The following is a 24,460-nucleotide window of genomic DNA, read 5'->3' as shown; positions in this document are numbered from 1 at the left end:
CACAGAGTAAGTGTAGAGATCAAAGGCAGAGTTTCCAAGAGCGATCCCGATGGATCCGCCTGGCCAGGAATGGCTTCGCGCATGACAACCGAAACAAGCGGTCCGCTGGACAGGCGGCAGGCTACTCGGCCGCTTGTCGCCGAGCTGTAAAGCCGATCTGCATTCTCTGCGGATTCTCCTGGCGAAGTGTGCGCAGCATCTCCTCGTACTCTCGCTCCATCTCCGGCGTTACAGACGGCCGCACCTCCTGCAGCGCTCTCGTGAAATCCTCGTTGGTGACCGTCGATGCGTCGAGAGACTGGCGAAGCGCGATCAGCCCTGCCCGCCGCGTCAGATCCTCCAAATCGGCTCCGGTGAAGCGCTCCGTCTTTTCAGCCAGGTCGTCGAGATCGATGTCGCCAGCCAATGGCATCTTCTTCGTATGAATGCCCAAGATCTTCCGTCTCGCTTTCGCATCGGGAACGGGAACATAGACCAACTCGTCGAAACGGCCCGGGCGAAGCAGAGCCGGATCAAGCAGGTTCGGGCGATTGGTGGCAGCCATGACGACGACACCCTGCATGTCTTCGAGGCCGTCCATTTCAGCCAGAAGCGTATTGACGACGCGCTCTGTCACAGCGGGCTCGCCCAAGCCTCCACCTCTCGCAGGTGCCAACGAGTCAATCTCGTCGATGAAGACCACGGTCGGCGCGACCTGTCTGGCGCGTTCGAAAAGGCGGGACACCTGCTGCTCGGATTCGCCGTACCATTTAGACAGGAGATCGGACGATTTGGTTGCGACAAAATTGGCCTCGGCCTCGCGAGCGACCGCCTTCGCAAGAAGTGTCTTGCCCGTTCCGGGCGGTCCGAATAGCAGGAAGCCCTTCGCCGGACGGATGCCCATGCGCTTGAACGACTGGGGAGATCGAAGCGGCAGTTCCACCCCTTCTCTCAGCCTCATTTGCGCTTCATCAAGGCCGCCAACATCCTCCCACCGGACATTGGGGGCCTGGATCATGATTTCGCGCAATGCCGATGGCTGTATGCGCTTCATTGCGGACATGAAATCATCTTGCGATACCGTGAGTCTTTCGAGGACCTCGGCGGGGATGCCATCCCTCAGATTGATGTCCGGCAGAACGCGCCGCAACGCGTCCATGGCCGCCTCGCGTACCAATGCACCGAGATCGGCACCGACAAAGCCGTAGGTCGTCCGGGCGATCTCATCCATGTCGGTGTTTTCAGCGAGCGGCATTCCTCTTGTATGGATGGCAAGAACCTCCCGCCTTCCATTCTGATCCGGCACACCAATGACGATTTCGCGGTCAAAGCGCCCCGGCCGACGAAGCGCTTCGTCGATAGCATCGCGCCTGTTGGTCGCGCCGATCACCACGATGTTCTGCCGCGGCTCCAACCCATCCATCAGGGTCAATAGTTGAGCAACGATGCGCCGCTCCACTTCGCCGGTGACTTGCTCGCGTTTTGGGGCGATGGAATCGATTTCGTCGATGAAGATGATCGACGGCGCGTTTTGCGACGCCTCTTGGAACACCTGCCTCAGCCGCTCCTCGGACTCACCGTATCGGCTGCCCATGATTTCCGGGCCGGCGATATGGTAGAAGTTGGCTTCCGTTTCGTTGGCAACGGCTCGCGCAAGCAGCGTTTTGCCGGTCCCTGGAGGGCCGTAAAGAAGAACACCCTTCGGCGGATCGATCCCGAGCCGCTGAAACAGTTCAGGATGGCGCAATGGCAACTCGACCATCTCCCGGACTTGGTCCACAGAAGACCCCAAACCGCCAATATCGTCGTAGGTAACGTCTGCCCTGCGTGCTTCCTTCGGCTCTTCGAACTGCGGGCGAAGCTCAACGACGGTTTGCTCAGTCATCTGGACGATGCCGCGCGGCTGCGTCGACACGACCACGAGCCTGATTTCTTGGAGGCCGTATGCCGGCAGATCGAGAAGGTTTCGCAACGCCTGATCCCGCGGATCTCGTCCGCTTGCGCGCTGCTGGACGGAGGTCGAGATGACGTCGCCTGCGACCATGGGCCGATGCAGAAACGTTCGCTGCAATGCCTCGCCGGAGCCCTGGAGAACGAGATTTTTCTGCGCGGGCGCGAGCACGACCTTGGCGGCCGCCCTCGCCTCGACCTTGCGAACCTCGATGTGATCGCCGCTCGTCGCACCTGCATTGACCCTCTGCAAGCCATCGAGGCGCACAATGTTGAGCCCTTCGTCATCCGGGTAAGGCTGCATCGCAATAGCGGCCGTGTGACGCTTGCCTATCAACTCGATGAGATCGCCCTCGCGCACGCCAACCTTATTCATTGCCGTAGCGGATAGCCGCGCGATGCTCGCTCCGGCGTCCTGTGGCCTCATGTTGGCAACTTGCAGCGTTAGAACCTGATCGTCCGGAACAGACATCGCCCTCTCCACAAAATCATTCCTGAAACACGATCAGGTGGTAGCTAGAGGCGCAGAGAAAAAGGCAAGCCACGGAACGGTGTAAGCGCGGTCCGTTGGCACTCTTGCCAGCCCAAAACGGGTGGTCCGCACGCACCTCCGGCTGCCGGTTGGAGACAGAGCCCATATTTGAGGGGGCGTCTCCGAGACCAACTACAAAGGTCGCAGGAAACTATGGGACTTTCGTCCAGTCCAACGGCACCTACGTCGCAAACTTCGTTCAACCTAAGTAGGTCCCTGACAGCCCGTGAACTCCCTTACCATACAAGGTGGAATCAAGTCGGAACCTCATACCGAGGATTGGGATCCGACCAAGGAGGGGGCAATGGACTATCGTGCGTTCTTCACCAACGCCCTGGATGGGCTACGTCAGGAAGGGCGCTATCGCGTCTTTGCCGACATAGAAAGAGTGGCGGGCGCCTTTCCGCGCGCCCGTTATCATGATGGCGAGCGCGTCCGTGATGTCATTGTCTGGTGTTCCAACGACTATCTCGGCATGGGGCAGAACGACAAGGTTCGGAAAGCCATGCATCGTTCGATCGACCTGTGCGGCACCGGCGCCGGCGGCACGCGCAACATCGCCGGCACCAACCATAGTCACGTCCTGCTGGAGCGCGAATTGGCCGACCTCCATGGCAAGGAGGCCGCTCTGCTGTTTACGTCGGGCTACGTCTCCAACTGGGCGGCCCTTTCTACCCTTGCGGCGAAGCTGCCGAACTGTGTCGTCCTGTCCGACGCCGGCAACCATGCCTCCATGATCGAAGGCATTCGTCACTCCCGGGCCGACTACCGGATCTTCAAGCACAACAGCCCAGAGGATCTGGCACGCTGTCTGAGCGAAGTCGAACCCGGCCGCGCAAAGCTGGTCGCCTTCGAGTCGGTCTATTCCATGGACGGCGACATCGCGCCGATCGCGGAACTGTGTGACGTGGCTGAACAGTATGACGCCATGACCTACCTGGACGAAGTCCATGCCGTCGGCCTCTACGGCCGGCATGGTGCAGGGATCGCAGAGCGTGACGGGGTGATGAATCGTCTGACAATCATCCAGGGCACGCTCGGCAAGGCATTCGGGGTCGTTGGGGGATACATCGCATCCAGCGCTCCGGTGGTCGACTTCGTCAGATCCTTCGCCTCCGGCTTCATCTTCACGACGGCGCTTCCGCCGATGCTTGCGGCCGGAGCTCTTGCCTCCGTAAGGCACCTGAAGGAGAGCCAACGGGAACGGGAAGCTCAACAGCGTCACGTTCGGATGCTGCGCGAGCGCCTCGACGAACGGGGCATTCCGCACCTCGCCAATCCCAGCCATATCGTGCCGGTGATGGTTGGCGATCCGGTGAAATGCCGGACCGTCGCCAATCTGCTGCTCGACGATTTCGACATCTATATCCAGCCGATCAACTACCCAACCGTTCCCCGCGGCACAGAAAGGCTGCGCATCACCCCTTCGCCCCTCCATAGCCGGGCAGACATCGATCGGCTGGTCGCGGCCCTGGACGAGGTTTGGGAGCAGATGGGGCTCGCTCGCGCTCCGGAGACCAGAAAGCAGCCGACAAGGGTACCGATACCGGCTTGGCAGCCAAAGGAACCGGCCATCTGCGCCGGCTGTCGCACCCTCTTGGCGATGAGCAACTGTTCCACCGGTGGCGACCGCGCCGCGATTGCGAGTGCCACCTTGGCGTAGAGGGCGTCGTCATGAACGGAAGACGGCGATGGACGAATAAATCTCGGCTCGACGCCACCGTGCAAGGTTGCGTCGCCTGGCTGCGGAAAATGGCATCGGCGATCGCGCTTGCGGCGATTGCCGCCGCCGTGCTCGTCAGCCCCCTTCTTGTCGGAAAGTCACGTTTGGGCGCGGGCTCGCCGAAACTTGTCTCGGATATAGGCCTCGTTTCAAATGCCGACAACGCTCCGACCGTCACAACGGTCACGGCCGAAACCCGGCGTCTCGAGACGCGCACGATCGTCTCTGGATCGCTTGTGGCGCGTGAGGAGGTGTCCGTTGGAACCGAGAGCCAACACGCGAGAATTCAGGCGGTCCTCGTGGAAGAAGGCGATCAAGTCCATGAAGGGCAGATACTCGCCATCCTGGCGTCCGATCTCGATGAAATCGCTGTCTCGATGAACGAGGTCGAGATCGAGCGCGCGAACGCCCTCCTCCTCCAAAGCGAAAGCTCGATCGCCCTGGAAGAGGCCAATTTGGACCTGGCCCGCAAGGCACTCGAAAGGGCCCAGCCGCTATCACGCAGTGGGGTGACATCACTTGACGCGCTCGAGCAGCGCGAGGCCGACGTGAAGGTAGCCAAAGCCAAGCTGAGGACCGCGCAGCAAACGAGACGGGTTGCCATCGCAGAACGCGCGATTGCCTACGTCAAACGCCGAGAGCTGATGACCCGCCTCGAAAAAAACCGGATCAGGGCGCCCGCCGACGGCATCGTCACCGAGCGGATCGCAAGGCTCGGCGACATCGCCTCCGCCGACGCGCCGCTATTCCGGCTTGTCAGAGATGGTCTCGTCGAGTTCGAGGCCATGGCGCCAATGCGTCTTGTCGGGCGTGTTCAAACTGATTCGCCTGTCGTCGTCACGGTTCAAGGTATGGGCACAGCCGTTTCTGGCACGCTGCGGCACATCGCGCCCAGCGTTGATCCGTCCACCAGGATGGCGCGCCTTCGCATTGCCCTTCCCCAATCCGATGTTTTGAAGATTGGCGCCTTCGCGCGCGCCGAGCTGCCTTATGTCGAAGGAACGTCGCTTGTCCTGCCTCTCGCTGCCGTCCGTCAGGCGCCCGAAGGGGCGCAGGTGGATGTGGTGACCTCAGGCGTCGTTGAAAGGCGAAGCGTGGTGACCGGGGAGCAGACGACTGAACAGATCCAGATCCTGTCAGGTTTGCGCGAGGGCGAGCATGTCGTGCTGCGTGCAAGCGGAATCGTCCAGGCGGGTATGCGTGTGCGACAGGTGCCCGTCGCTTCCGTTCTCGCCTCGAGCAAGTGAGGTTGCTCATGTCGTTCAACCTTTCCCGCTGGTCGATCGAAAGGCCCGCCTACAGCATTGCGATTTTTGTTCTTCTCGTCGTGATCGGCATTCTGTCGCTGCGTGCCTTGCCGATCAGCCGTTTTCCCGAAATGGAATCTCCAATCGTCAAGGTCGTGCTTCGGCAGCAAGCGGCCTCGGCCAGCGATCTCGAATATGACGTTGCGCAGAAATCCGAAGATGCCTTGCTGAGACTTCAAGGTATCCGTCGCCTTGATACTACGATCGAGGATGGCGCTGTGACCTTCAACGTGGAGTTCGATAGCGGCATTGACCCACAGTTGGCCCTCGAGCGTACCGATCGCGCTATCCGTTCGATTCGAGGCGACCTTCCAGCGGCGGTCGAAGAGCCGGCGATCGAGATATCAAACTTGCGGGAGATCGCCATTGCGACCTTCGCCGTGCAGTCGAACACAATGTCTCTCCAGGCGCTCAACCGCTTGCTTAGCGATGATGTCCTGCGCCGGTTCGAGCGAATTCGGGGCGTTGGAAAGGTCGTCCTTAGAGGCGGTGACAACCGTGAGGTTCGGGTCTGGCTCGACCCTGACGAGATGCTCGCACGCGGGTTGTCCGCTGGTGCCATAAGCGCCGCGCTTCGCACTGCGATCACCAATTCCCCCGCGGGCATCGCGTCCGCCGATGACATCGATCGGCCAATAAGAACGGTATCGGCACCTTCGGCCGTTGCCGCACTCCCCAACGTCGTATTGCCGGATGCCAACGGTTCCATTCTGAGGCTTTCGGATATCGCCCGGATCGAAGATGGCTGGGCCGAGGCCAACGGCTTCGCCCAACTAAACGGGGAACCCATCCTGGCTCTCTCCTTTTTCACGGAGAAAGGGGCAAACGAGGTCGAAACATTCACCCGCATCCGCGCGGCGATTGACAATTTCGCCGCTGAAGACACGCGCTTGCAGTTCACCTTACTGGACGAGAATGCCAGCTACACCCGCAACAATGTTGCAAGCACCGTGAGTGCCATGATCGAAGGCGCGGTCTGCACGATTGCGGTGCTGTTTCTCTTCCTGAGAGATTGGCGTTCAGTCACGATCGCAGCAATCAGCTTACCGCTTGCCGTAATTCCGACATTCTTCGTGATGGAGGCGCTCGGCTTCTCCTTAAACCTCGTCTCGCTGCTCGGATTGACGTTGGCGATCGGCCTGCTTGTCGATGACACCATCGTCGAAATCGAGAACACGGCCCGGCATCTGGAAATGGGAAAGACCCCGTTTCAGGCGGTTATCGATGCAACGGACGAAATCGGCAGCTCCGTTATTGCGATCTCATTGACGATCGTTGCCGTCTTTGCGCCGCTTGCCATGATCGGCGGCATGCCCGGTCAATATTTTCGCGAGTTCGGCATGACGGTAGCAGCGGCAACGGTGGCGTCTCTGCTCGTTGCCCGTCTCATGACGCCGCTTCTCGCCTCGAGAATGCTCCGGCCGAGGGCGCCCGCTCTACGCAACTCCGCCTTGCCTGCCAGCGGCTACTCCCGACTGCTGAGATTTGCGACCGGCCGCCACCGCATTCCACTTGGACGATCAAGAGCGGGCTTGCCTCGCCGCGCCATGACGCTTGACATGTCCTTCATCACGATTGCTCTCGGCATTGCTTCCCTTGCATGGACTGCCTTTTTCGTCCTGCCCGGCCTGACACGGGGCTTCATTCCGGAAGAGGACGGGACACAACTGCGATTTACGGTCGAGATGGCGGGCGGCACGAGCAACGCCTCCATGCGGGAGAAATCTGGCGAAGTGACCAGGTTGCTCGCCGCTGATGAAAATGTCACGCATGTTTACGCTTACAGATCTGCCCCCGCTGGCCGCGTCGCAACCCGACAGGCCTTCTCCATCCAGATTGAACTCACCGACCCTGCCGATCGCGCACAAACGCGACAGGTCATCGCCTCCAATATCGCCCGGAAACTAACATCGGTTGCCGACATCGGGGTCAATCAACTTGGGCTGACGGGCGGGCGGCAGTTTTCCGTCTCGTTGCTGTCAGAGGACGCGGCGGCACTGGAGCGCGCATCCGATTGGCTTGCATCCTCAATGGCAACCATCCCCTCAGTCGGTCATGTCTCATCCTTCGGCGCTGCGCACAGGCCGGAGCTCCAAATCATCCCGGACCTTGATCTTGCCGCCTCCTTGGGTGTCGACCTGCATTCGCTGTCGAATGCGGTGCGCGTTGCAACGATGGGCGACAGGGATCGGGAACTCGGCTCCATCCAGATCGATGGCCGGAGCGTCCCCGTTCGGGTTGAGGCCGCAAAATCGGCCAATGAACTGTCGGTGGTCGAGACCATTCCCCTGCGAACAGGAGACGGGAAGGTGGTTCCCTTGGGGGCAGTTGCACGCATCGCGACAGCTTATGGACCCGGCCAGATCCTTCGCCAGGACGGATTGCGCCGGATCGAACTCAACGCCGATCTTGCTGCGGGCGCCTCGCCGGGGACGGCGCTCGCGCTCGTGAAGTCACTGATTGAACAACATCCGCTACCGGCCGGTGTAATCCTGCAAACGGCCGGGGAAACGCGCTCGATGGAAGATTTTTTTGCGAGCTTTGTTGACGCGAGCATTCTCGGCTCGACCTGCGTTTTTGTCATTCTCTTCGTTCTCTTCGGTAGTCCGTTTCAACCGTTGACAATCCTTCTGTCGCTACCGCTGGCGCTGTCCGGCGGGCTCATCGCGCTCGCCGCGACTGGCCATGGCGTGACTATGCCAGTCTTGATCGGAGCTCTTATGCTTATGGGCATCGTCGCTAAAAATGCCATTCTGATCGTGGATCTGGCCAGTCGGATAATCGAGGCGGGCGAGGAGCCCCGAGAGGCCGTTGTCCTGGCTGCCGAGCGGCGACTCCGGCCGATTGTCATGACCACTGTTGCCATGGTTGCCGGCATGATGCCCGTCGCCTTCGGAACTGGCGATGGCGGCGCATTCCGCGCTCCCATGGCGATCTTCGTCATCGGCGGACTGGTCGCCTCGACGGCGCTGTCGCTCGTCTTCGTGCCGGCGCTCTATCTGCAAGTACAGAAGATAGGCGCCATGATCACCCGTATTTGGTCACCAAAACCTTCTCTCCGCCCTCAGACTCGAATGGTCCAGAGCTTAGATGCAAGGCGTGACTAATCACGGGTTGGCCCACACAAGCTTCACGGCCGAATGAAGCCCCTTGATTTTGGGCGAATTTGCTTTGCGCGCCAGAGGCGGTTAATCACGTGAATTCCTGCTTTAATGAGGAGGAGGTGCAGCTCTAGCGTAGCGGCGTCATTTTGCTCCACGGCCGCCCTTCCGGACAGGGTGAATGATCCTGAGGTTTTTTAGTATGCAAAGGCCTGTCCTTCTCGTCGCTACACAATGAAAAGAAATCGCTCGACTCAGTGGATCCTACCGCTCGCAATTTGGCTGATTAGCAGCTTGATCAGCATCGCCACGGTAGCTGCGATCGAATATCGTGCAGGCCTTGCAGAACTTTCGGCGCTGGCGCGGCAGACCGATACGCTGCTCGCTGAAAAGCTGGCACAGCATGATGCCCACATGACCGCACTTGCGGCCGTAATCCGCATGTCGCCGACCGAGCCATCCCCTACCATTCAGGGGCTTGCCAACTCGATTACCGCCTTCTACCCGCGCATCGACGACATCGCGACGATCCACGTTGATGGTCCGACGGCCCATGTGGTCACCTACGGAAAGCCCACCGGCCCGACGGTTGCCGAATACCCGGCTGGTGCCGAGTTGCCGGGACTGAATAAGCCCGGCGAAACTGCAATCCGAGCAATCGCCAGAAAAAATGCCTACGACATCTATAAGCTGGTCGAAAGCAACCGGCTGCTACGGCTGCGCATCAACGCCGGCGCGTTGTTACCGGCCGACGAGATTTCTCCTGGCTATTTCGTCGGCCTGTCGCTCGATGGCATCAAACTATTCACCAGTGGAGCGAACGAGGCATCACGCCTCAGCGCAGCGACGAGCCTGTCGGCCAGCAATCCGGGTCAACCGTTGCACCTCACCTTGGGACGGTACTTCAGCCTCGGCGAGCTCATGCCTCCGCGTCTCATTGCACCACTGATGCTCGGTTTGGCGGCGCTCGTTTGGCTGGTGGCGGGATATCGCAATGCCAGGCAAGAAAGACATCGTCAGGAGCTACGCGCGGCCCTGCTGGAGCAGGAGGCGCGCCTTGCCCACGCCGGGCGGGTGAACGCACTTGGCGAGATGGCTTCGGGCATCGCCCATGAACTGGCCCAGCCGGTTACCGCTCTGCTGAGCCAGAGTCAGGCCGCGCGACGGGCGCTGGTGATCCAGGACAATGACATCCTGTTGCAGGCGCTCGACGCCAACGTCCGTGAAGCAAAACGCGCAGGCGACATTCTGGGCCGTATGCGGGCCTATATCTCTGGAGCAAAGGCACGGATCGAGATGGTGGCGCTTGCCGATGCGCTGACTGATGCGGTGCGGCTCGTCGAAGCGGACCTGGCACAACGGAGCATCGCGCTGAACATCGCGATCTCCGACCGGTCCTGCATGGTGGCAATCGATGTCATCTCGTTCCAGCAGGTCATCCACAACCTGATCCGCAATGCGGTCGAAGTTCTCTCTGGTCGGCCTGAACCGCGCATCAACCTGTGGACCGGATCCGAAGGCCAAGACGTCATCGTTGCTGTCGCTGATAACGGTCCGGGGATCGATGTCGCTGCCTTGGACCGCATTTTCGAGCCATTTTTTACCACCAAGCCGGACGGTATGGGTCTTGGGTTGCCTCTTTGTGCGCGCCTGATCGAAAAAATGAACGGCACAATCGAGGCACGCAACGATGACGGTGGTTGCTTCATCATTCGCCTGCCGTCGGGAGGAGCTCAATGATCTATCTTGTCGATGACGACGCCTCGGTGCGCGAGGCTCTGGTGCTGCTGCTTTCGACCTATGGCAAGGAAGTAACGGCTTTCCCGGATGCGGCGCACCTGCTCGCCCATATGGACAAGGCAAAGCCGGGCATACTGATCCTTGACCTGCGCATGCCGGCAACGAGCGGATTGCAGCTCCTGAAGAAGCTGGCCGAGATGAGCATTGCGTGGCCCGCAATCATGATCACCGGGCATGGCGACGTCGAAGCCTGCCGCCGCGCCTTCAAGGCCGGCGTGGCAGACTTCCTGGTCAAGCCCATTGATGAACATGTGCTGATCGAGGCGATTGCCTCGTGCGAGGCGCAACTTGCCGAGCTGCTTGCCCGACAGGAAACCGCCGGCCTGCTCGACCAGCTCACTGCCCGTGAGCGCGAGGTCATGGAGCTCGTGTCAAAGGGGCTGGGCAGCAAAGATATTGCAACAACCCTCGACGTCTCCGTTCGCACCGTCGACAGCCACAGAGCAAGCATCGCCATGAAGCTTGGAACGCCCGCTGTCGCCGAGCAGACGCGCATCTGGCTCGGCGTGTATCGGTAATCCTACCGATAAGCTTCCGTGACCGTGCGAATTTCGGAACAGCACCACGCCGGATACACCCTCTTCCGGGAAAACGAACACCTGGAGGTTCCCATGATGAAAAGCGTCCTTCTTTCTATTGTTCTTGGCACCGTTGTCGCCGCTCCGGCTGTTGCCGAAGATATCGCCAAGCAAACCAGCCTCGGCAGTGTGTTTGCGGTTGATCTTGCTCAAGCCGCCGTCAGCGCGTGCGCCGCTGATGGCTACAACGTCGCAGCCGCCGTTACCGACCGCGCGGGCATCTTGCTGGCGCTCGTCCGCGCTGAAGGCGCAGGTGCTCACACCGCGAATGCCGCGACAGCCAAGGCCTATACATCCGCATCCTCGCGGAATCCGACCAGCGGCATGGCCGAGACGGTGCAGAAGAACGGTGCCGCGGCTGGCCTCGCAGATATTCCGGGCTTCCTGGTGCTCGCCGGTGGCGTGCCGGTCAAGGTCGGGAAGGACACGATCGGCGCGATCGGCGTCGGCGGTGCACCGGGCGGCAACCTCGATGAAGCCTGCGCCGTCAAAGCCATCGAGAAATTGGCCGACAGGTTGAAGTAACTGTGATGGAAAGCGTCCGTGCCCAATTGCGGTTCGGACGCTTCATTTGCCTGCCTACGCCTTCGAATATGCGAACATTGTGGAGTCCTTCGCGTCCGGTTAGAAGTGATAATGGTCCAACGCGCGACGGCGGAATTATGAATCGCTATCCCATGTTCAGCCCGCAGCTTCTGATCAGCTTCGTGGCCGTGAGCGAGACCACCAGTTTTACACGCGCGGCCGACAGGGTGTCGCTATCGCAGTCCACCGTCAGTCAGCAGGTGCGCCGCCTGGAGGAACTTCTCGGCAAGGCGCTCTTCGAGCGAACCTCCCACGAGGTGCGGCTAACCGAAGAGGGCATCAAGCTTCTGAGCTATGCGCGACGCATTATTGCGATCAACGAGGAGGCGCACGATGCGCTGGCCGGACCGTGGCGAGACGGCGTTTTGCGGCTCGGCATGCCTGAGGATTTCACCGTGCCGACGGTCGAGTTGCTTGCAGCCTTCAAGCGCGAGCATCCGAATCTCCGACTCGACGTCACCAGCGGCCTCAGCCGCGACCTGCACCGCGCCTACCTTCAAGAGGAACTCGACCTCGTGCTGGTCAAGCAGCGACGAGTACATCTGCCACGCGCCGCACGGGCCGAACCACTGCTCTGGCTCGATAGCCAGAAGCACCCAGCTATCGACCAATCGCCGGTTCCGATCGCCGTCTTTCCCGTTAACGGGCTCTACCGCGAGGAACTGTGCCAGACGCTGGACAGCCTCGGCGTTCGCTGGCGCGTCAGCTATAGCGGCGGGGGCCTCGCAGCCCTAGCGGCCGCGTCTGCCGCCGGTCTCGGCGTTAGCTTGCTACCGGCAAGCTGTCGGCTGCCGGCGCATCGTGTGCTCGGTGCCGCCGAGCACTTGCCACCGGTCGAGGACTTCGAGCTTGCTCTGTTCTACCGGGACAACGCTTCCCCCTTGGCGCTCGACCTCGCTGATCGGCTCATTGCTTTCTGTGGTCTGACACGCTGACGTCAGTGGCAAATCGAATAGCAAGCATTTTCAATTGTCGCTGCCATGCAACGGGGACATTTCCTAAAATACGTCATCCCTTCCATGCACGACGATGAGGAGACGATAGTGCAACACGCTGTATCGCAGAGCCGCAGGGCCTTCCTAAGCCGCACCGGTCAATTGACAACAGTCGCGGCAGTCACAGGGCTGACCGGCGGCATGAGCCGCGAGGCCGCAGCCGAGACCATGAATTGCGCACAGAGCGCCACGGTAACGACGGTGAAAGACAGCCACTACCTGCTCGGCAACATACGCCTCGAAGAGGGTTTCGAGAGGGATGGCGATGTCATCGTCGCCACCCGCACGGCGCTATACACACTGGAAGTCAAAGACGGCAAGGTCGCCGCGCTGCATGCCGCCGGAGCGACGCTACCGGCGGGCCTGCCGACCTACCAGGCAGGCGGTCAACTCGCCCTGCCGACCATGCGCGATATGCACATCCACCTCGACAAGACATTCTACGGTGGCGCGTGGCAGGCGCCGCTACCACGCCAAGGCAAGACGATCATGGATATGATCGCACTCGAGGAAAAGCTGCTACCGAAATTGCTCCCGGCCTCGGTCCAGCGCGCCGAAGGCCTGATCGCGCTCCTGCAGTCCAAGGGCAGCACGATTGCCCGCAGCCATTGCAACATCGATCCGGTGAGCGGCCTGAAAAGCCTGGAGCACCTGAAGCTTGCGCTGGAGAAACACAAAGACGACTTCATCTGCGAGATCGTCGCCTTCCCACAGCACGGCCTGTTGCACTCGAAGGTCGATGCCCTGATGCGTGAAGCCATGCAGATGGGCGTCGAATATGTGGGTGGCCTCGACCCGACGAATGTCGACGGCGCCATGGAAAAATCGCTCGACGCGATGTTCCAGATCGCACTCGACACCGGCAAGGGCGTGGACATTCACCTGCATGAGACAAGTCCGGCAGGCGTTGCCGCGGTCAACTACATGATCGACACGGTGGAGAAGAACCCGGCACTCAAGGGCAAGGTGACGATCAGCCACGCCTTCGCGTTGACGACGCTCAGCCCCGAAGTCCTCGAAGAGACGGCGGCGCGGCTTGCCGCAAACGGCATGACGATCGCATCGACCGTACCGATCGGCGGGCTGATGATGCCGCTACCACAGCTCAGCAAGGCAGGCGTCTTCGTGATGACCGGCACCGACAGCGTCATCGACCATTGGTCGCCCTTCGGCAGCGGCGACATGCTGGAGAAGGCCAATCTCTACGCCCAGCTCTACCGCGGCTCCGACGAGTACCACCTGTCCCGCTCGCTCGCCATTTCCACCGGTGGTGTCCTGCCACTCGACAATGACGGCAATCGCGCCTGGCCGAAACCCGGCGACGATGCGGGTTTTACGCTGACGACCGCGAGCTGCTCGGCCGAAGCCGTCGCCCGCATGCCGGCCCGCGGCGCCACCTTCCACAAGGGTCGCCTCGTTTCCGGAGGAATCGGCAAGGCATCCTCGTAGAAGCGGAAAGGCCGCCGAAAGGCGGCCTTTCCCATCGCGGCGGCACGATCGCGTTCCGGGCAGTTTCTGATCTTTGGAATAACTGGTTGGGCGAGCGGCTCGTACCCGACCGCCTTACCGCAATGCGCCGGGATGCCTCAGAGCGAAGCCGTGATGCCGCCGTCGACGTAGAGCACATGTCCGTTCACGAAAGAGGAAGCGTCGGAGGAAAGGAAGATGCAGGCGCCAACAAGCTCTTCGACTTTGCCCCAGCGGCCAGCCGGCGTGCGTTTTTCCAACCAGGCTGAGAAGGCCGGATCGGCGACGAGAGCGGCGTTTAGTGGCGTGTCGAAATAGCCAGGGGCGATCGCATTGCATTGCAGACCGTATTTCGCCCAGTCGGTCGCCATGCCTTTGGTCAGGTTGCCGACCGCGCCTTTGGTCGCCGTATAGGGCGCGATGCCGGGGCGAGCAAGCGCGGTCTGGACGCTGGCGATATTGACGATCTTCCCGGCGCCTCGTTTGATCATGTGACGCGCGACCGCCTGGCCGACATTGAAAACCGTGGAGATGTTGGTCTTCAGCAACCGCTCGAAGGCATCTGCCGGAAAGTCCTCCAATGGAGTGCGGTGCTGCATGCCAGCATTGTTGACAAGTATGTCAATGGCGCCGATTTCCGCCTCGAAGCCGTCGACGGCGTTGCGCACGGCCTCGTGATCCGTAGCATCGAAGGCAAGCGTGCGCTTCACGCCGAGGCTTTGGGCGGCCGCCTGTAGCTTCGCCTCGTCGCGGCCATTGAGCACGATCTCTGCGCCGGCGCCTGCAAGGCCCTCGGCCAGGGCATAGCCGATGCCCTGCGAGGAGCCGGTGACGAGGGCCCGCTTGCCCTTCAAGCTGAAGAGTTGAATGCTCATGCGTTTTTCCTCAAGTGAATGCAATTTGCTTCTTCATCGATTGTCCCTTGTCCGTGTCGGCGCCAGTGCACTGCTGTCCGCAACCTTGCCACCGTCGTTCGAAACCTCTCCGTCGGATATAGCGGGAAGTGTGACCAAATACCGTGCGCCTACGCCCGCTTCATTTTCGACGCTGATCGCTCCTTGGTGATCTGCCACGATGAAACGACATATGGCTAGGCCGATGCCAACGCCGTCCGCCTTCGTCGAGAAGAATCCGTCGAAGATCCGGCTTAGATGGTCGGAAGCTATGCCACCACCGGTGTCTTCCACACTCAGCATTGTCACTCCGTCCAAACCATACGATGTCTCAACAACGATTTGGCGCCGGTCGGTCCCGGCATGCGAGATGGCCTGAATACCGTTCAGCAGCACGTTCACGATGACTTGCTGAAGCTGAATGCGGTCGCCCAAGACGTTGGGGTCAGACGTTGGTATCTGGGCTACCAATAGCTCCATAGAGGAACGTCGCGACCGCTTGCCTCACCGCGAATGCGATCTCTTCATCGCTCGGCGGTCTACCACCGAGCAAAGCCACATAGTGGGTCGGCCCCCGGACAAGGGCTAGAAACTGCTCCGCAGCCGAGATTGCATCGCCAATCTTTTCCTGTGTCTCGAAGTAGTCCACCAGAAGCTGAGAAATGCGATTTGTTAAATGACGTAAAAAGCCTTCCCCCAGCTTCGGCAGGCGCGGCGCCTCCGAAATGACTGCGCGGAAAAGAGACAGCCCTTCTGGCGAGACAACAGTTCGCAGGTAACTCATTCCGAACTTTGTCAATGTTTCCTGCAGATCGCCGCTGTGCTTGACCCTTAGTTCTTCCACAGTGCGGTCCGAAACGCGCACGGCAACCGCAAAAAACAACTCGTCCTTGCTTGGGAAGTACTTATACAGGGTCCGCTTGGAGCCGCCGACGATCCCGATGACGTCATCCATCGACGTCCGGGAGAAGCCCTTCTCGAAAAACACCGTCGTCTGGTTCATAGTTGATCGCAAACGAAGTCTTTCTGAAATGGTAACGGTACTGTAGCGTACCGCCCCATGCGGCTCAATCGGGAAACGAACGAAATTGGAGAGGCGTCCCTATTCGAGACGACGTCGAAAGAGCCACGAAGCCGCACCTAACATCACGACGGCAATTGCAAAGAGGGGCAGCGTTTGCCGCAAAACCTCGGCCACTCCAGCTGTTCAATCGTGTTTGTGCCTTCGCTTCTGCTTTGCCGGGTCGAGACGTGCCGGTTCAGGACCGTCGCGGACCCTCTGTCGGGGGTGCTAGCGGTCGACTCAAACCTGAGTTGGGGGATTTTGTGCGTTCAGTGAGCGCAGAGATGAATCGGGTAACGAGTGGCGCGCACAGAGCCCCGCTCAGCGTTGAATCAAAGACTTTCGGTCCGCGACCAAACGTTCGTTTAATTGTATCGCCTTACCGGTCTGATACCATGAGATGTAACCGGAGTTCTCGTCATCGGGCGGAGAGGTGCCGCGATCTTGGCGGGAGCCTGAAATACCTTCGAGCGAAGAATGACGAGCACGCAGCAGCTGTCTTCGACAGATAGCGTTGGAACCGACGCTTGCGAACTAGAGGTCATAGGGTCGCCACAGCCTTTTGACCAAGGCGTGCGCATGAGCACCGTCTGGCTGATCTCACCGCCCGGAATGTTTGAAAGGCCGAGCGTCGTTATCCAGTGCTTTTAGAACGAAATTTTCTTTTAACCGCCGGGAACTGCCCCGGCCCACTCTTCTGAGGTTCCATGCTCCATGCAGGCCACGAAACAAACGACGATCGCCATCATAGACGATGATTGCGCTTTGCTGGAGGCACTCCGTGACCTCTTCGAAACCGTCGGCGTCTCCAGTCTGATTTACGGCTCGGCCGACGCCTTCTTGGACTCGGGCGACCTGTCCCGTGTGGACTGCGTGCTCGCCGATGTAAGAATGCCAGGGACCAGCGGCCTCGTGCTTCTCGATGCGGTGGTTCGGGCTGAAGGCCCTCCGGTTTGCATGATGTCGTCCTTTGCTGAGAGCACCATCAGGCAGCACGCGCTGTCGGCCGGCGCAGCGTTGTTTCTGGCGAAGCCTCTGAACTCGCAGGATCTGCTCGAGTTTGTTGCGCAAGCCACGTCGCGTTGAAGAAAGACAGCACGGACGTGTTTCTCGCGAGCGTCTCTGGCTGCCGCCATTGGCGCCTCCGGGCGCCGTGCAGTACCAAATGCAGACGTAAATACCCAGAACCGCGCGGCCGCTGGCGGTCCTGCCAAGATCCGCCCACCGATAACCGTTGAAATGGTATCAGTGCGAAGGTCAAGGTTTCGGTCGATGAGTTCAGACGCTCGATCGGGAGGAACAAGATGAGTCTTCTGAATAACCCCCGCCGCGATTCGCTCGTTCAGTGGTTGCTCGCTGGCGTTCGCGAGGAACGCGATATCGCGCAGATATTCATGCAGCTCTGCACTCGGCTCGTTGACTGTGGCGTCGCGCTCAGCCGGGCGAGCCTGCATATCCGCGTCTACCATCCGCAGTGGCTCGGGACGAGGATCATATGGGCCAGGGGGCAATCGAGACCGGATGTACAGATCGTGGGCTACGAAGTTGAGGCAACCGCTACCTTCCTCCAGAGCCCTTATCGCGTCGTCTTCAGCACAGGCTCGGAAATCCGTCAAAAGCTTCAGATCCACGGGCCGCACGCCTTTCCGCTGTACGAGGAGCTGCGCGAGCAGGGTCATTCTGAATATACCGGCTGGCCAATCGATCACACGCAGGGCAAGCGGCATCTCATTACATTTTCGACAGCCAGACCGAGTGGCTTCGATGATGGTGACATTGGATTTCTGCGCGAAATACTGCCCCTGTTTTCTTTGGTCAGCGAAATCCGGGTCAAGAATCAGCTGGCACGCACGTTACTTGAGACCTATGTCGGACCGCATGCCAGCGAGCAGATACTGGACGGGGCGACGACGCGCGGAAGCGGCGTGTCAATCAACGCGGCGATCATGATCTGCGATCTGCGCGGCTTCACCAAACTGTCGGACCGTCGTCCGCGCGATGAAGTCATCTCCATACTGAACCAGTATTTCGATGCCGTTGCCGGTCCGGTTGACCGGCATGGCGGAGAGATCCTGAAATTCATCGGCGACGGGCTGCTTGCCGTTTTTCCACTAGAACAGCCAAAAGCGTGCGAAAACCTCCTGCAAGCCGTTTACGACGCCCACGAAGCGATTGCGAAGGCTCAGGGGACCAGATTCGCGGATGAACTGCGCTACGGCACCGGCGTACACGTCGGCGAAGTAATGTATGGCAATATCGGCTCGCAGAAGAGGCTCGACTTTACCGTGATCGGACCGGCCGTGAACCTTGCTTCTCGTCTCGAAAATCTCACAAAGGAGCTCCAGCGCCCGGTCTTGATCTCGTCCGAGTTTGTCAAGTTGGCAAACTGTTCGGAGCGAACCGAGCGCATGGGACTCCACAATCTGAGGGGATTTGAAGAGCCGGTAGAAGTTCACGCGCTGCGCCTTCCAGCTCACACCTTTGTCTGATTTTTGAAGCGGCACGATGACTTCCACGTGCGCCAGACATCGATCCAAAACGTAAGTTTAGTTCCGCCAGCCTCCCGGGGCCGCTAGGTTGGTATCGCCGTTCGGCAACAGGATCAGCAGAAAACTCGACGATCTGCCGCGTAGAGACCACGCGGGACAGGAGACGATATGGATCGGAAATACACTGAAGCTACGCGTCGCGACGTTATGGCGGGCACCTTCAACCTTGCCGCCGCGGCGGTCGCATTTCAGACCTCTTCCACCGAAGCCATTGCCAAACCGACGACACCAAAAGGAACGCTTGAAATGACCACCGAATACGTCACCGCGAAGGATGGCACCAAAATCTTCTTCAAGGACTGGGGCCCGAAGGATGGCCAGCCCATCGTCTTTCATCACGGCTGGCCGCTCAGCGGCGATGACTGGGACAACCAGATGCTGTTCTTTCTCAGCAAGGGTTACCGGGTGATCGCCCATGATCGTCGTGGGCACGGTCGCTCAAGCCAGGTGAGCGACGGTCACGATATGGACCACTATGCTGCCGACGTGGCGGCTGTCGTGGAGCACCTCGATCTTCGCAATGCGATCCATGTCGGACATTCGACCGGTGGCGGTGAAGCGACACGATATGTTGCCCGTCATGGCAAGGGACGGGCCGCGAAACTTGTGCTGATCGGAGCGGTGCCACCCATCATGGTCAAGACGCCAGCCAATCCGGGCGGCTTGCCGATCGAAGTATTCGATGGTTTGCGTACGGCCCTTGCGGCCAACCGGTCTCAGTTCTACGTCGATCTTTCCAGCGGTCCGTTCTACGGCTTCAACCGTCCGGGTATACCGGTCCAACAGCCGGTGGTGCAGAATTGGTGGCGCCAGGGCATGATGGGCGGCGCAAAAGCGCACTACGAAGGCATCAAGGCATTTTCGGAAACGGATTTCACCGAAGACCTGAAGGTGATCGATGTACCGACCCTCGTTATGCATGGTGACGACGACCAGATCGTGCCGATTGCCGACTCCGCGCTTCTTTCGGCAAAGTTGCTGAAGACTGCGACGCTTAAGGTCTACAAAGGCTTGCCGCACGGCATGGCAACGACGCATGCGGATGTCATCAACGCCCACCTTCTCGCTTTTTTGAAGGCCTAGGAATCCAACGACGCGCCAGAGATATCATCCGCCATCGTGAAGATTTCGCACTCCAAAGGAGCAGGCCAAAAGAAATCTCCTCAGGATTGCGACAGTCTCCGGTTTCATTCGGAGGCTGTTTTTGTTTGCGCCGTCAGGTCGCGGAAAGGAATTCCAGCGCGATCGATGCTCCGCGGTGTTTCGCTCAACGGATGCGGAGTTGAACACGCGCGATGTTCGTCACCTCCCGTTTCAACAACGGGCACTTGGCACCCCCATACCTTCGTTTGGGAAGAAGCCGGTCGTCGCTGGTGCTAATTTTGGCAACAATTTTGTGTTGGAGGTCACAATGCAGGCAACCAGATATTTCGTCTATGGCATGGTCGGGTTCAACGCGCTGCTGTCGACCTGGCTGTGCATTCACATGCTCTACGACCCCGAAGGCTGGTACTATTTCGTCCCGGGCGTCACGGATACCGGGATGTTCAACCAGCATTTCATTCGAGATATCGGAATCATCCAGGGTTTCGTCGCGCTCGCCTTTGCGATCGGCCTCTGGAAGCCCGCCCGCCGCCTGGAGCTTTGGGCTGGCGGGACGCTGTGGCTAATCGCTCACGCCACCTTCCACTGCTGGGAAGTGGCGGTTGGTATCTGCGGCCCCGCCGTGATCTTGCGGGACTTCCCGGCCGTTAGCCTTCCGGCAATCTTCGGTATTGTTGCAACGCTTTGGGCGGCTCGCCACGCGATTGGCTCCTCGGCGCAAAAAGGATCTCAGCAACCCTTGCAAGGTTATTGAGCATAGGTCGACATGCGGAGGGGATGCGCTGGCGAACCGTCGTAAGCACACTGACGGCTGTCGACCTACGCCCCAATCATGAAGATCGGCGTCAGCCGGTCGTGATGCTGGCGGGGAGTGCCGTTTGGGCTGGGCACGGGGGCAAACGGGTTCCGGTCCTGTGGTGGATATTGGTCGGGCAGTCGGCGGGAACGGGCAAGCGTTGTTGGCCGGCCATGCGCATTGATGCCTGACCGCGGCGGCGCTGGCGTTGAAGCCGAGCCCGAATACGAAACAAGATCTGAGGACTCTCGGTCTTGTTCTGGCAGAGAGCCCTGACTATGGGCGGTTTTGCCAACGCCCAGTGCATACGATGCTGGCCTCCGCCGCCGGTCAGGCGGCTTCCCGGCTCATGCGCCGCTCGGCCTGCTCGCTTGCATTGCTTTAGGCTGGCAACCGTTCGGTGCGATAGCGGACCAGGATGGTCGGGCGGCTCTTGGGCGTCAGCGCAGCCTTGAAGGCTGCGGCGACCGTCCTCAATGCGCAATCTGGACTGTCCGGAAAAAGGATCTCTCGCGCTGAACGAACTGGGCGACAATATGATCAGCGAACTTGAACAAAGCAGGTGGTCTCGCATTGGGTGGCACCGCCCGCGCTTCCTGCACATGGGGCTTTTCATAGCGGCTTACGTGTTGGGCGCTGGTTTCGCTCAGTTGCTCGCCGTCGTGCCCGGAACAGGCATCTCCATTTGGCCGCCGAGCGGTGTGTTCATCGCTACGCTTGTCGTTGCTACGCCGCCAAGCTGGCCCTGGTGGGTGCTGGCGGGCCTCCTGGCCGAACTGACCTGCAACCTCCTGTGGTTCCACAATCAGTTGCCAGTCGCCGTGCTGATCAATGCCGGCAACGCACTCGAGGCAGTACTCGGCGCATGGCTAATCCAGCGGACCTGCAGGCGTCCGGTTCGGCTGGAAACCTTGCGCGAGGTTGTCGTGTTGGCCTTGGTGGGCGCTGGAATTGCGCCCATTGTCAGCGCGACCGTGGGAAGTGCGACTCTCGCGTGGTTTGGCATGCAGTCCTTCACGGGGGCCTGGCCATTGTTCTGGATCGGAGACGCCACCGGGGTGCTGATCGTCGCACCGCTAGCTCTGGTTCTAGTCCAGAACTGGCGTCGTGAGAACCCGATCTCGGCAGCTCCGCGATGGATCGAAGCTTGCGCCGTCGGCTTGATCTTTCTGGTTGTCGCCGCCTTTTCCTTGAGCAGCTACCTGCCCTTCGCCTACCTCATCATGCCGCCTCTACTTTGGGCCGCTGTGCGTTTTGAGTTTAAGGGTGCGGTCATCGCCTTGGCTCTCCTCGCTCTGATCACGGCAGCATTCACGATCACCGGCGTCAGTCAGTTTGCCGGCGATCCCGAATCCCAGCATCAAAAGCAGATCATGCTGCAGCTGTTTTTGGCGATTTCGGCCCTTTCGGCGCTCGTCGTGGCGGCAATATCCCGGCAGCACCATACCGCGTTGGCGACATTGCGTGAAAGCGAGAGGCAGCTATCGCAGCTCATCGACATGGTTCCCATCCACCTTTGGCGGCTGAGCCCGAACGGAGAACCAGTCTTCTTCAATCGGCGCATGGTCGACTATGTCGGCATGGACGTAGAAGACACAGATAGGCCCGGCATGAGCCGACTGGAAGCGTTCACAGAGACCGTGCATCCGGACGATGCGGCTCAGGTTAGGGAGAGTCTGCGACGCTGCCTCGCCACCGGCGACAGTTTCGCTCTGCAATGCCGCTTGCGGCGTGCCGATGGTGTTTATCGCTGGATGTCGAGCCGGGCAGAGCCGATGCGGGACGACGGTGGACGCATCGTCCAGTGGTACGGCCTCTGTCACGATATCGACGATCAGACGCACGCGGAAGACGCGCTGCGGCGAAGCGAGCGGCAGTTGCAGCAGATGATCGACACCGTGCCTGCCATGATCTGGTGCATGACACCGGAAGGAACACCCTGTTACCTCAACAAGCGAACAACGGATATCACCGGCATTACTTTGAAGGATATGGTCGCGCCTGATGGCGCGCGATATTTGGCCGTCGTCCATCCGGATGAGCGGGATGGGGTGGATAGGACCTTGGCGCACGCAATCGCGACGGGGACTTCTTTCACGGCGAGGTACCGTCAGCGCCGCTCCGGTACCTGCCATCGGTGGGTCGAGAGCCGTGCCGAGCCCCTGCGCGATGACTCAGGCAAGATCGTCCAATGGTACGGCGTGAGCGTCGACATCGACGATGAGATGCGCACCCAGGAAGCCCTGCGCGAGCGCGAGCGCGAACTCTCGCAACTGGTGGACATGGTGCCCAGCCTCCTGTGGCGGCTGGACCCCGAAGGGCGGACGACCTTCTTCAACAAGCGTATCGGGGATTTTTTCGGCCCGGGGATACCAGACCTCGACAACCCGGAAGGGAACCGACTGCCTACGATTATCGAGGCTATTGCGCATCCCGATGATGTCGCGGGTCTGAAGGAGGCGCTCGGCCGCTGCCTCGCTACAGGCGAGCATTTCTCCATGAAGTATCGCATGCGGTACGCGGATGGCGTCTATCGCTGGGTGGATGGTCGTGCCGAGCCGCTGCGGGACCCAAGCGGGCGCATCACCCAGTGGTTTGGCCTCTCCCACGACATCGATGACCAGGTGCGCGCCCAGGAGGCGTTGCGCCAAAGCGAGCAGCTTTATCGCGCTGTGTTCCATTACACACCTATTCCTCTTTGGCGGGTGAATACTTCCCGCCTCGATGAGCTATTGAATCAGGTGCGCTCGCAGGGCGTAACGGACCTCGGCCGGTACATGAACGAGCATCCCGACTTCCTGAAGGAGGCCATGGACCTCACTGTGATCGAAGAAGTCAATCGGAGCGCCATCGAGCTCTTCGGCGCCAAGCACGACATCGACCTGACGGGGCCGATCACCCCGTATTGGCAGGCGCCATCCGATAGGGTGAGGCGGAGTTTCGAAGCACGCTTCCGTGGCGAGCAGTCTCACGCCGAGCATGCAAAGTTCACGACCTATGACGGACGCGCGCTCGAAGGTCTCCACACCACGGTATTCCCGTCGGCCCTCGCCAGCCTCGGCATCAGCATCGGCAGTTTTCTCGACGCTACGGATCGCATCAAGGCGCAGGAGGATCTGCGGATGGCTCACGAGAACATGGCGCGCGCGAGCCAGGCCGCTAGCCTTGCCGAACTTTCGGCATCCATTGCCCATGAAGTCGGTCAGCCGCTGGCGGCCTTGGTATCCAGTTCGGACGCCTGCCAGCGCTGGCTCACCGCGAACCCACCCAATATGGAGCGCGCCCGGATGGCTCTGGAGCGCATCATGCGTAGCGCCAACTCCGCAGGCAATGTCGTGACCCGCATTCGCGCGCTGTTCAAACAATCCGTGGAGACCCGCAGCCTTACGGACCTTGAAGGGGTCATCGCGGAGGCGCGCGACCTTTTAGCCGAGGAAGCTTCGAGACGTCACGTCCGTCTGCTCGTCGAAGTCGAAGACGGCCTCCCGCGCGTCGCGGTCGATCGCGTCCAGCTCCAGCAGGTTCTGATCAATCTGATGCGCAACGGCATGGAGGCGATGGAGATGACGACAGGCGATCGAGTCCTTAGCGTGCGTTTGCGCCGCATGAAGGGCGTCGTGCAGACCGAGATCAGCGATCACGGCCCTGGCGTCGAATTTCCCGAGAGGATCTTCCAGCCGTTCTTCACGACGAAGGAACAGGGAATGGGCATGGGACTGGCGATCTGTCGTTCGATCGTCGAATCGCATGGCGGACGGCTATGGGCGGAGGACAACAAGCCGTTCGGCGCTACATTCATCTTCACATTGCCGATCGAAGTGAACCTGGAACTGTGAGGACAAGATGCTTCAATCTGGTCTGAGGGCCGAACGGGATCGCGTCCCGCGACTTTCTCGACGACCGCTCGCCGGTCGCACATCGGACGCGGGCAACCAACCACCTAATATGGCCGTGCCAGCCTGAGACTACCGTCTGTCCTCAGCCACCGCTGCCGCGAGCGCGGTCAGCTTGGCGCAACCAACGTTTGATTGAGTTGAG

Annotated in this window: 17 protein-coding genes; 13 read left to right on the top strand and 4 right to left on the bottom strand. The window is 60.3% G+C overall.

Annotated elements, in window-relative coordinates; translation table 11 throughout:
* Positions 1 to 121 precede the first annotated feature (121 nt).
* A complete protein-coding gene (locus tag FHX16_RS00220; protein WP_183863112.1) occupies positions 122 to 2,401 on the bottom strand; it encodes a CDC48 family AAA ATPase in 2,280 nt (759 codons plus the stop codon).
* A 364-nt stretch (positions 2,402 to 2,765) separates the two neighbouring features.
* Between FHX16_RS00220 and hemA the strand changes: the two genes are divergently transcribed.
* The 8 genes from hemA (at position 2,766) to FHX16_RS00180 (ending at position 13,999) form a co-directional block, all read left to right on the top strand.
* Positions 2,766 to 4,124, top strand: a complete 1,359-nt coding sequence (gene hemA, locus FHX16_RS00215; protein ID WP_259126317.1) for a 5-aminolevulinate synthase — start codon at positions 2,766 to 2,768, stop codon at positions 4,122 to 4,124.
* An 89-nt stretch (positions 4,125 to 4,213) separates the two neighbouring features.
* Positions 4,214 to 5,431, top strand: coding sequence for an efflux RND transporter periplasmic adaptor subunit (locus FHX16_RS00210; RefSeq protein ID WP_259126316.1), 1,218 nt, complete (start codon positions 4,214 to 4,216; stop codon positions 5,429 to 5,431).
* A gap of 8 nt (positions 5,432 to 5,439) precedes the next feature.
* Positions 5,440 to 8,598, top strand: coding sequence for an efflux RND transporter permease subunit (locus FHX16_RS00205; protein ID WP_259126315.1), 3,159 nt, complete (start codon positions 5,440 to 5,442; stop codon positions 8,596 to 8,598).
* Positions 8,599 to 8,886: 288 nt separating this feature from the next.
* The gene (locus FHX16_RS00200; RefSeq protein WP_259126314.1) at positions 8,887 to 10,332 is read left to right on the top strand and encodes a sensor histidine kinase; all 1,446 of its coding nucleotides are present in this window, start codon (positions 8,887 to 8,889) and stop codon (positions 10,330 to 10,332) included.
* Complete coding sequence (locus tag FHX16_RS00195) at positions 10,329 to 10,910, top strand: response regulator transcription factor (RefSeq protein WP_259126313.1); 582 nt, start codon at positions 10,329 to 10,331, stop codon at positions 10,908 to 10,910. Before FHX16_RS00200 ends, FHX16_RS00195 begins: the two co-directional genes overlap by 4 nt.
* A 93-nt stretch (positions 10,911 to 11,003) precedes the next feature.
* A complete protein-coding gene (locus FHX16_RS00190; RefSeq protein WP_259126312.1) occupies positions 11,004 to 11,495 on the top strand; it encodes a heme-binding protein in 492 nt (163 codons plus the stop codon).
* 137 nt (positions 11,496 to 11,632) lie between these two features.
* On the top strand, positions 11,633 to 12,490 hold the full coding sequence (locus tag FHX16_RS00185) for a LysR substrate-binding domain-containing protein (RefSeq protein WP_259126311.1): 858 nt from the start codon (positions 11,633 to 11,635) through the stop codon (positions 12,488 to 12,490).
* A 108-nt stretch (positions 12,491 to 12,598) separates the two neighbouring features.
* Positions 12,599 to 13,999 (top strand): amidohydrolase family protein, encoded by a 1,401-nt coding sequence (locus FHX16_RS00180; RefSeq protein ID WP_259126310.1) that lies wholly within the window; start codon positions 12,599 to 12,601, stop codon positions 13,997 to 13,999.
* Between the two features lie 137 nt (positions 14,000 to 14,136).
* Here the strand turns inward: FHX16_RS00180 and FHX16_RS00175 are convergent, their stop codons facing one another.
* From FHX16_RS00175 to FHX16_RS00165, 3 genes are read right to left on the bottom strand one after another with little or no spacing between them, the layout of a single operon-like run.
* Complete coding sequence (locus FHX16_RS00175; protein ID WP_183863100.1) at positions 14,137 to 14,892, bottom strand: SDR family oxidoreductase; 756 nt, start codon at positions 14,890 to 14,892, stop codon at positions 14,137 to 14,139.
* A gap of 33 nt (positions 14,893 to 14,925) precedes the next feature.
* Positions 14,926 to 15,345 (bottom strand): sensor histidine kinase, encoded by a 420-nt coding sequence (locus FHX16_RS00170; RefSeq protein WP_246712636.1) that lies wholly within the window; start codon positions 15,343 to 15,345, stop codon positions 14,926 to 14,928.
* Between the two features lie 10 nt (positions 15,346 to 15,355).
* The gene (locus FHX16_RS00165) at positions 15,356 to 15,913 is read right to left on the bottom strand and encodes a TetR/AcrR family transcriptional regulator (protein ID WP_183863098.1); all 558 of its coding nucleotides are present in this window, start codon (positions 15,911 to 15,913) and stop codon (positions 15,356 to 15,358) included.
* A 774-nt stretch (positions 15,914 to 16,687) separates the two neighbouring features.
* Between FHX16_RS00165 and FHX16_RS00160 the strand changes: the two genes are divergently transcribed.
* The 5 genes from FHX16_RS00160 (at position 16,688) to FHX16_RS00140 (ending at position 24,258) form a co-directional block, all read left to right on the top strand.
* The gene (locus FHX16_RS00160) at positions 16,688 to 17,059 is read left to right on the top strand and encodes a response regulator transcription factor (RefSeq protein ID WP_183757684.1); all 372 of its coding nucleotides are present in this window, start codon (positions 16,688 to 16,690) and stop codon (positions 17,057 to 17,059) included.
* A gap of 218 nt (positions 17,060 to 17,277) precedes the next feature.
* Positions 17,278 to 18,462, top strand: coding sequence for an adenylate/guanylate cyclase domain-containing protein (locus FHX16_RS00155; protein ID WP_183863096.1), 1,185 nt, complete (start codon positions 17,278 to 17,280; stop codon positions 18,460 to 18,462).
* A gap of 306 nt (positions 18,463 to 18,768) precedes the next feature.
* Entirely contained in the window at positions 18,769 to 19,605 is an 837-nt protein-coding gene (locus FHX16_RS00150) for an alpha/beta fold hydrolase (RefSeq protein WP_405049259.1), read from the top strand.
* Positions 19,606 to 19,933: 328 nt separating this feature from the next.
* Positions 19,934 to 20,380, top strand: a complete 447-nt coding sequence (locus FHX16_RS00145) for a hypothetical protein (RefSeq protein ID WP_259126309.1) — start codon at positions 19,934 to 19,936, stop codon at positions 20,378 to 20,380.
* Between the two features lie 578 nt (positions 20,381 to 20,958).
* Entirely contained in the window at positions 20,959 to 24,258 is a 3,300-nt protein-coding gene (locus FHX16_RS00140) for an MASE1 domain-containing protein (protein WP_259126308.1), read from the top strand.
* The last annotated feature ends 202 nt before the right edge of the window (positions 24,259 to 24,460 follow it).

Source organism: Rhizobium sp. BK661, assembly GCF_024808825.1.
Taxonomy (GTDB): domain Bacteria; phylum Pseudomonadota; class Alphaproteobacteria; order Rhizobiales; family Rhizobiaceae; genus Rhizobium.
The sequence above is the reverse complement of the archived record's forward strand: the minus strand, read 5'-3'. Positions and strand labels throughout refer to the sequence as shown.

Bases quoted from the DNA above. Each gene is read 5' to 3' on its own strand.
- FHX16_RS00175 (WP_183863100.1), bottom strand. From the start codon at position 14,892: ATGAGCATTCAACTCTTCAGCTTGAAGGGCAAGCGGGCCCTCGTCACC.
- FHX16_RS00160 (WP_183757684.1), top strand. From the start codon at position 16,688: ATGCAGGCCACGAAACAAACGACGATCGCCATCATAGACGATGATTGC.
- FHX16_RS00185 (WP_259126311.1), top strand. From the start codon at position 11,633: ATGAATCGCTATCCCATGTTCAGCCCGCAGCTTCTGATCAGCTTCGTG.
- hemA (WP_259126317.1), top strand. From the start codon at position 2,766: ATGGACTATCGTGCGTTCTTCACCAACGCCCTGGATGGGCTACGTCAG.
- FHX16_RS00190 (WP_259126312.1), top strand. From the start codon at position 11,004: ATGATGAAAAGCGTCCTTCTTTCTATTGTTCTTGGCACCGTTGTCGCC.
- FHX16_RS00145 (WP_259126309.1), top strand. From the start codon at position 19,934: ATGCAGGCAACCAGATATTTCGTCTATGGCATGGTCGGGTTCAACGCG.
- FHX16_RS00140 (WP_259126308.1), top strand. From the start codon at position 20,959: ATGATCAGCGAACTTGAACAAAGCAGGTGGTCTCGCATTGGGTGGCAC.
- FHX16_RS00210 (WP_259126316.1), top strand. From the start codon at position 4,214: ATGGCATCGGCGATCGCGCTTGCGGCGATTGCCGCCGCCGTGCTCGTC.
- FHX16_RS00195 (WP_259126313.1), top strand. From the start codon at position 10,329: ATGATCTATCTTGTCGATGACGACGCCTCGGTGCGCGAGGCTCTGGTG.
- FHX16_RS00165 (WP_183863098.1), bottom strand. From the start codon at position 15,913: ATGAACCAGACGACGGTGTTTTTCGAGAAGGGCTTCTCCCGGACGTCG.
- FHX16_RS00155 (WP_183863096.1), top strand. From the start codon at position 17,278: ATGAGTCTTCTGAATAACCCCCGCCGCGATTCGCTCGTTCAGTGGTTG.
- FHX16_RS00205 (WP_259126315.1), top strand. From the start codon at position 5,440: ATGTCGTTCAACCTTTCCCGCTGGTCGATCGAAAGGCCCGCCTACAGC.
- FHX16_RS00220 (WP_183863112.1), bottom strand. From the start codon at position 2,401: ATGTCTGTTCCGGACGATCAGGTTCTAACGCTGCAAGTTGCCAACATG.
- FHX16_RS00150 (WP_405049259.1), top strand. From the start codon at position 18,769: ATGACCACCGAATACGTCACCGCGAAGGATGGCACCAAAATCTTCTTC.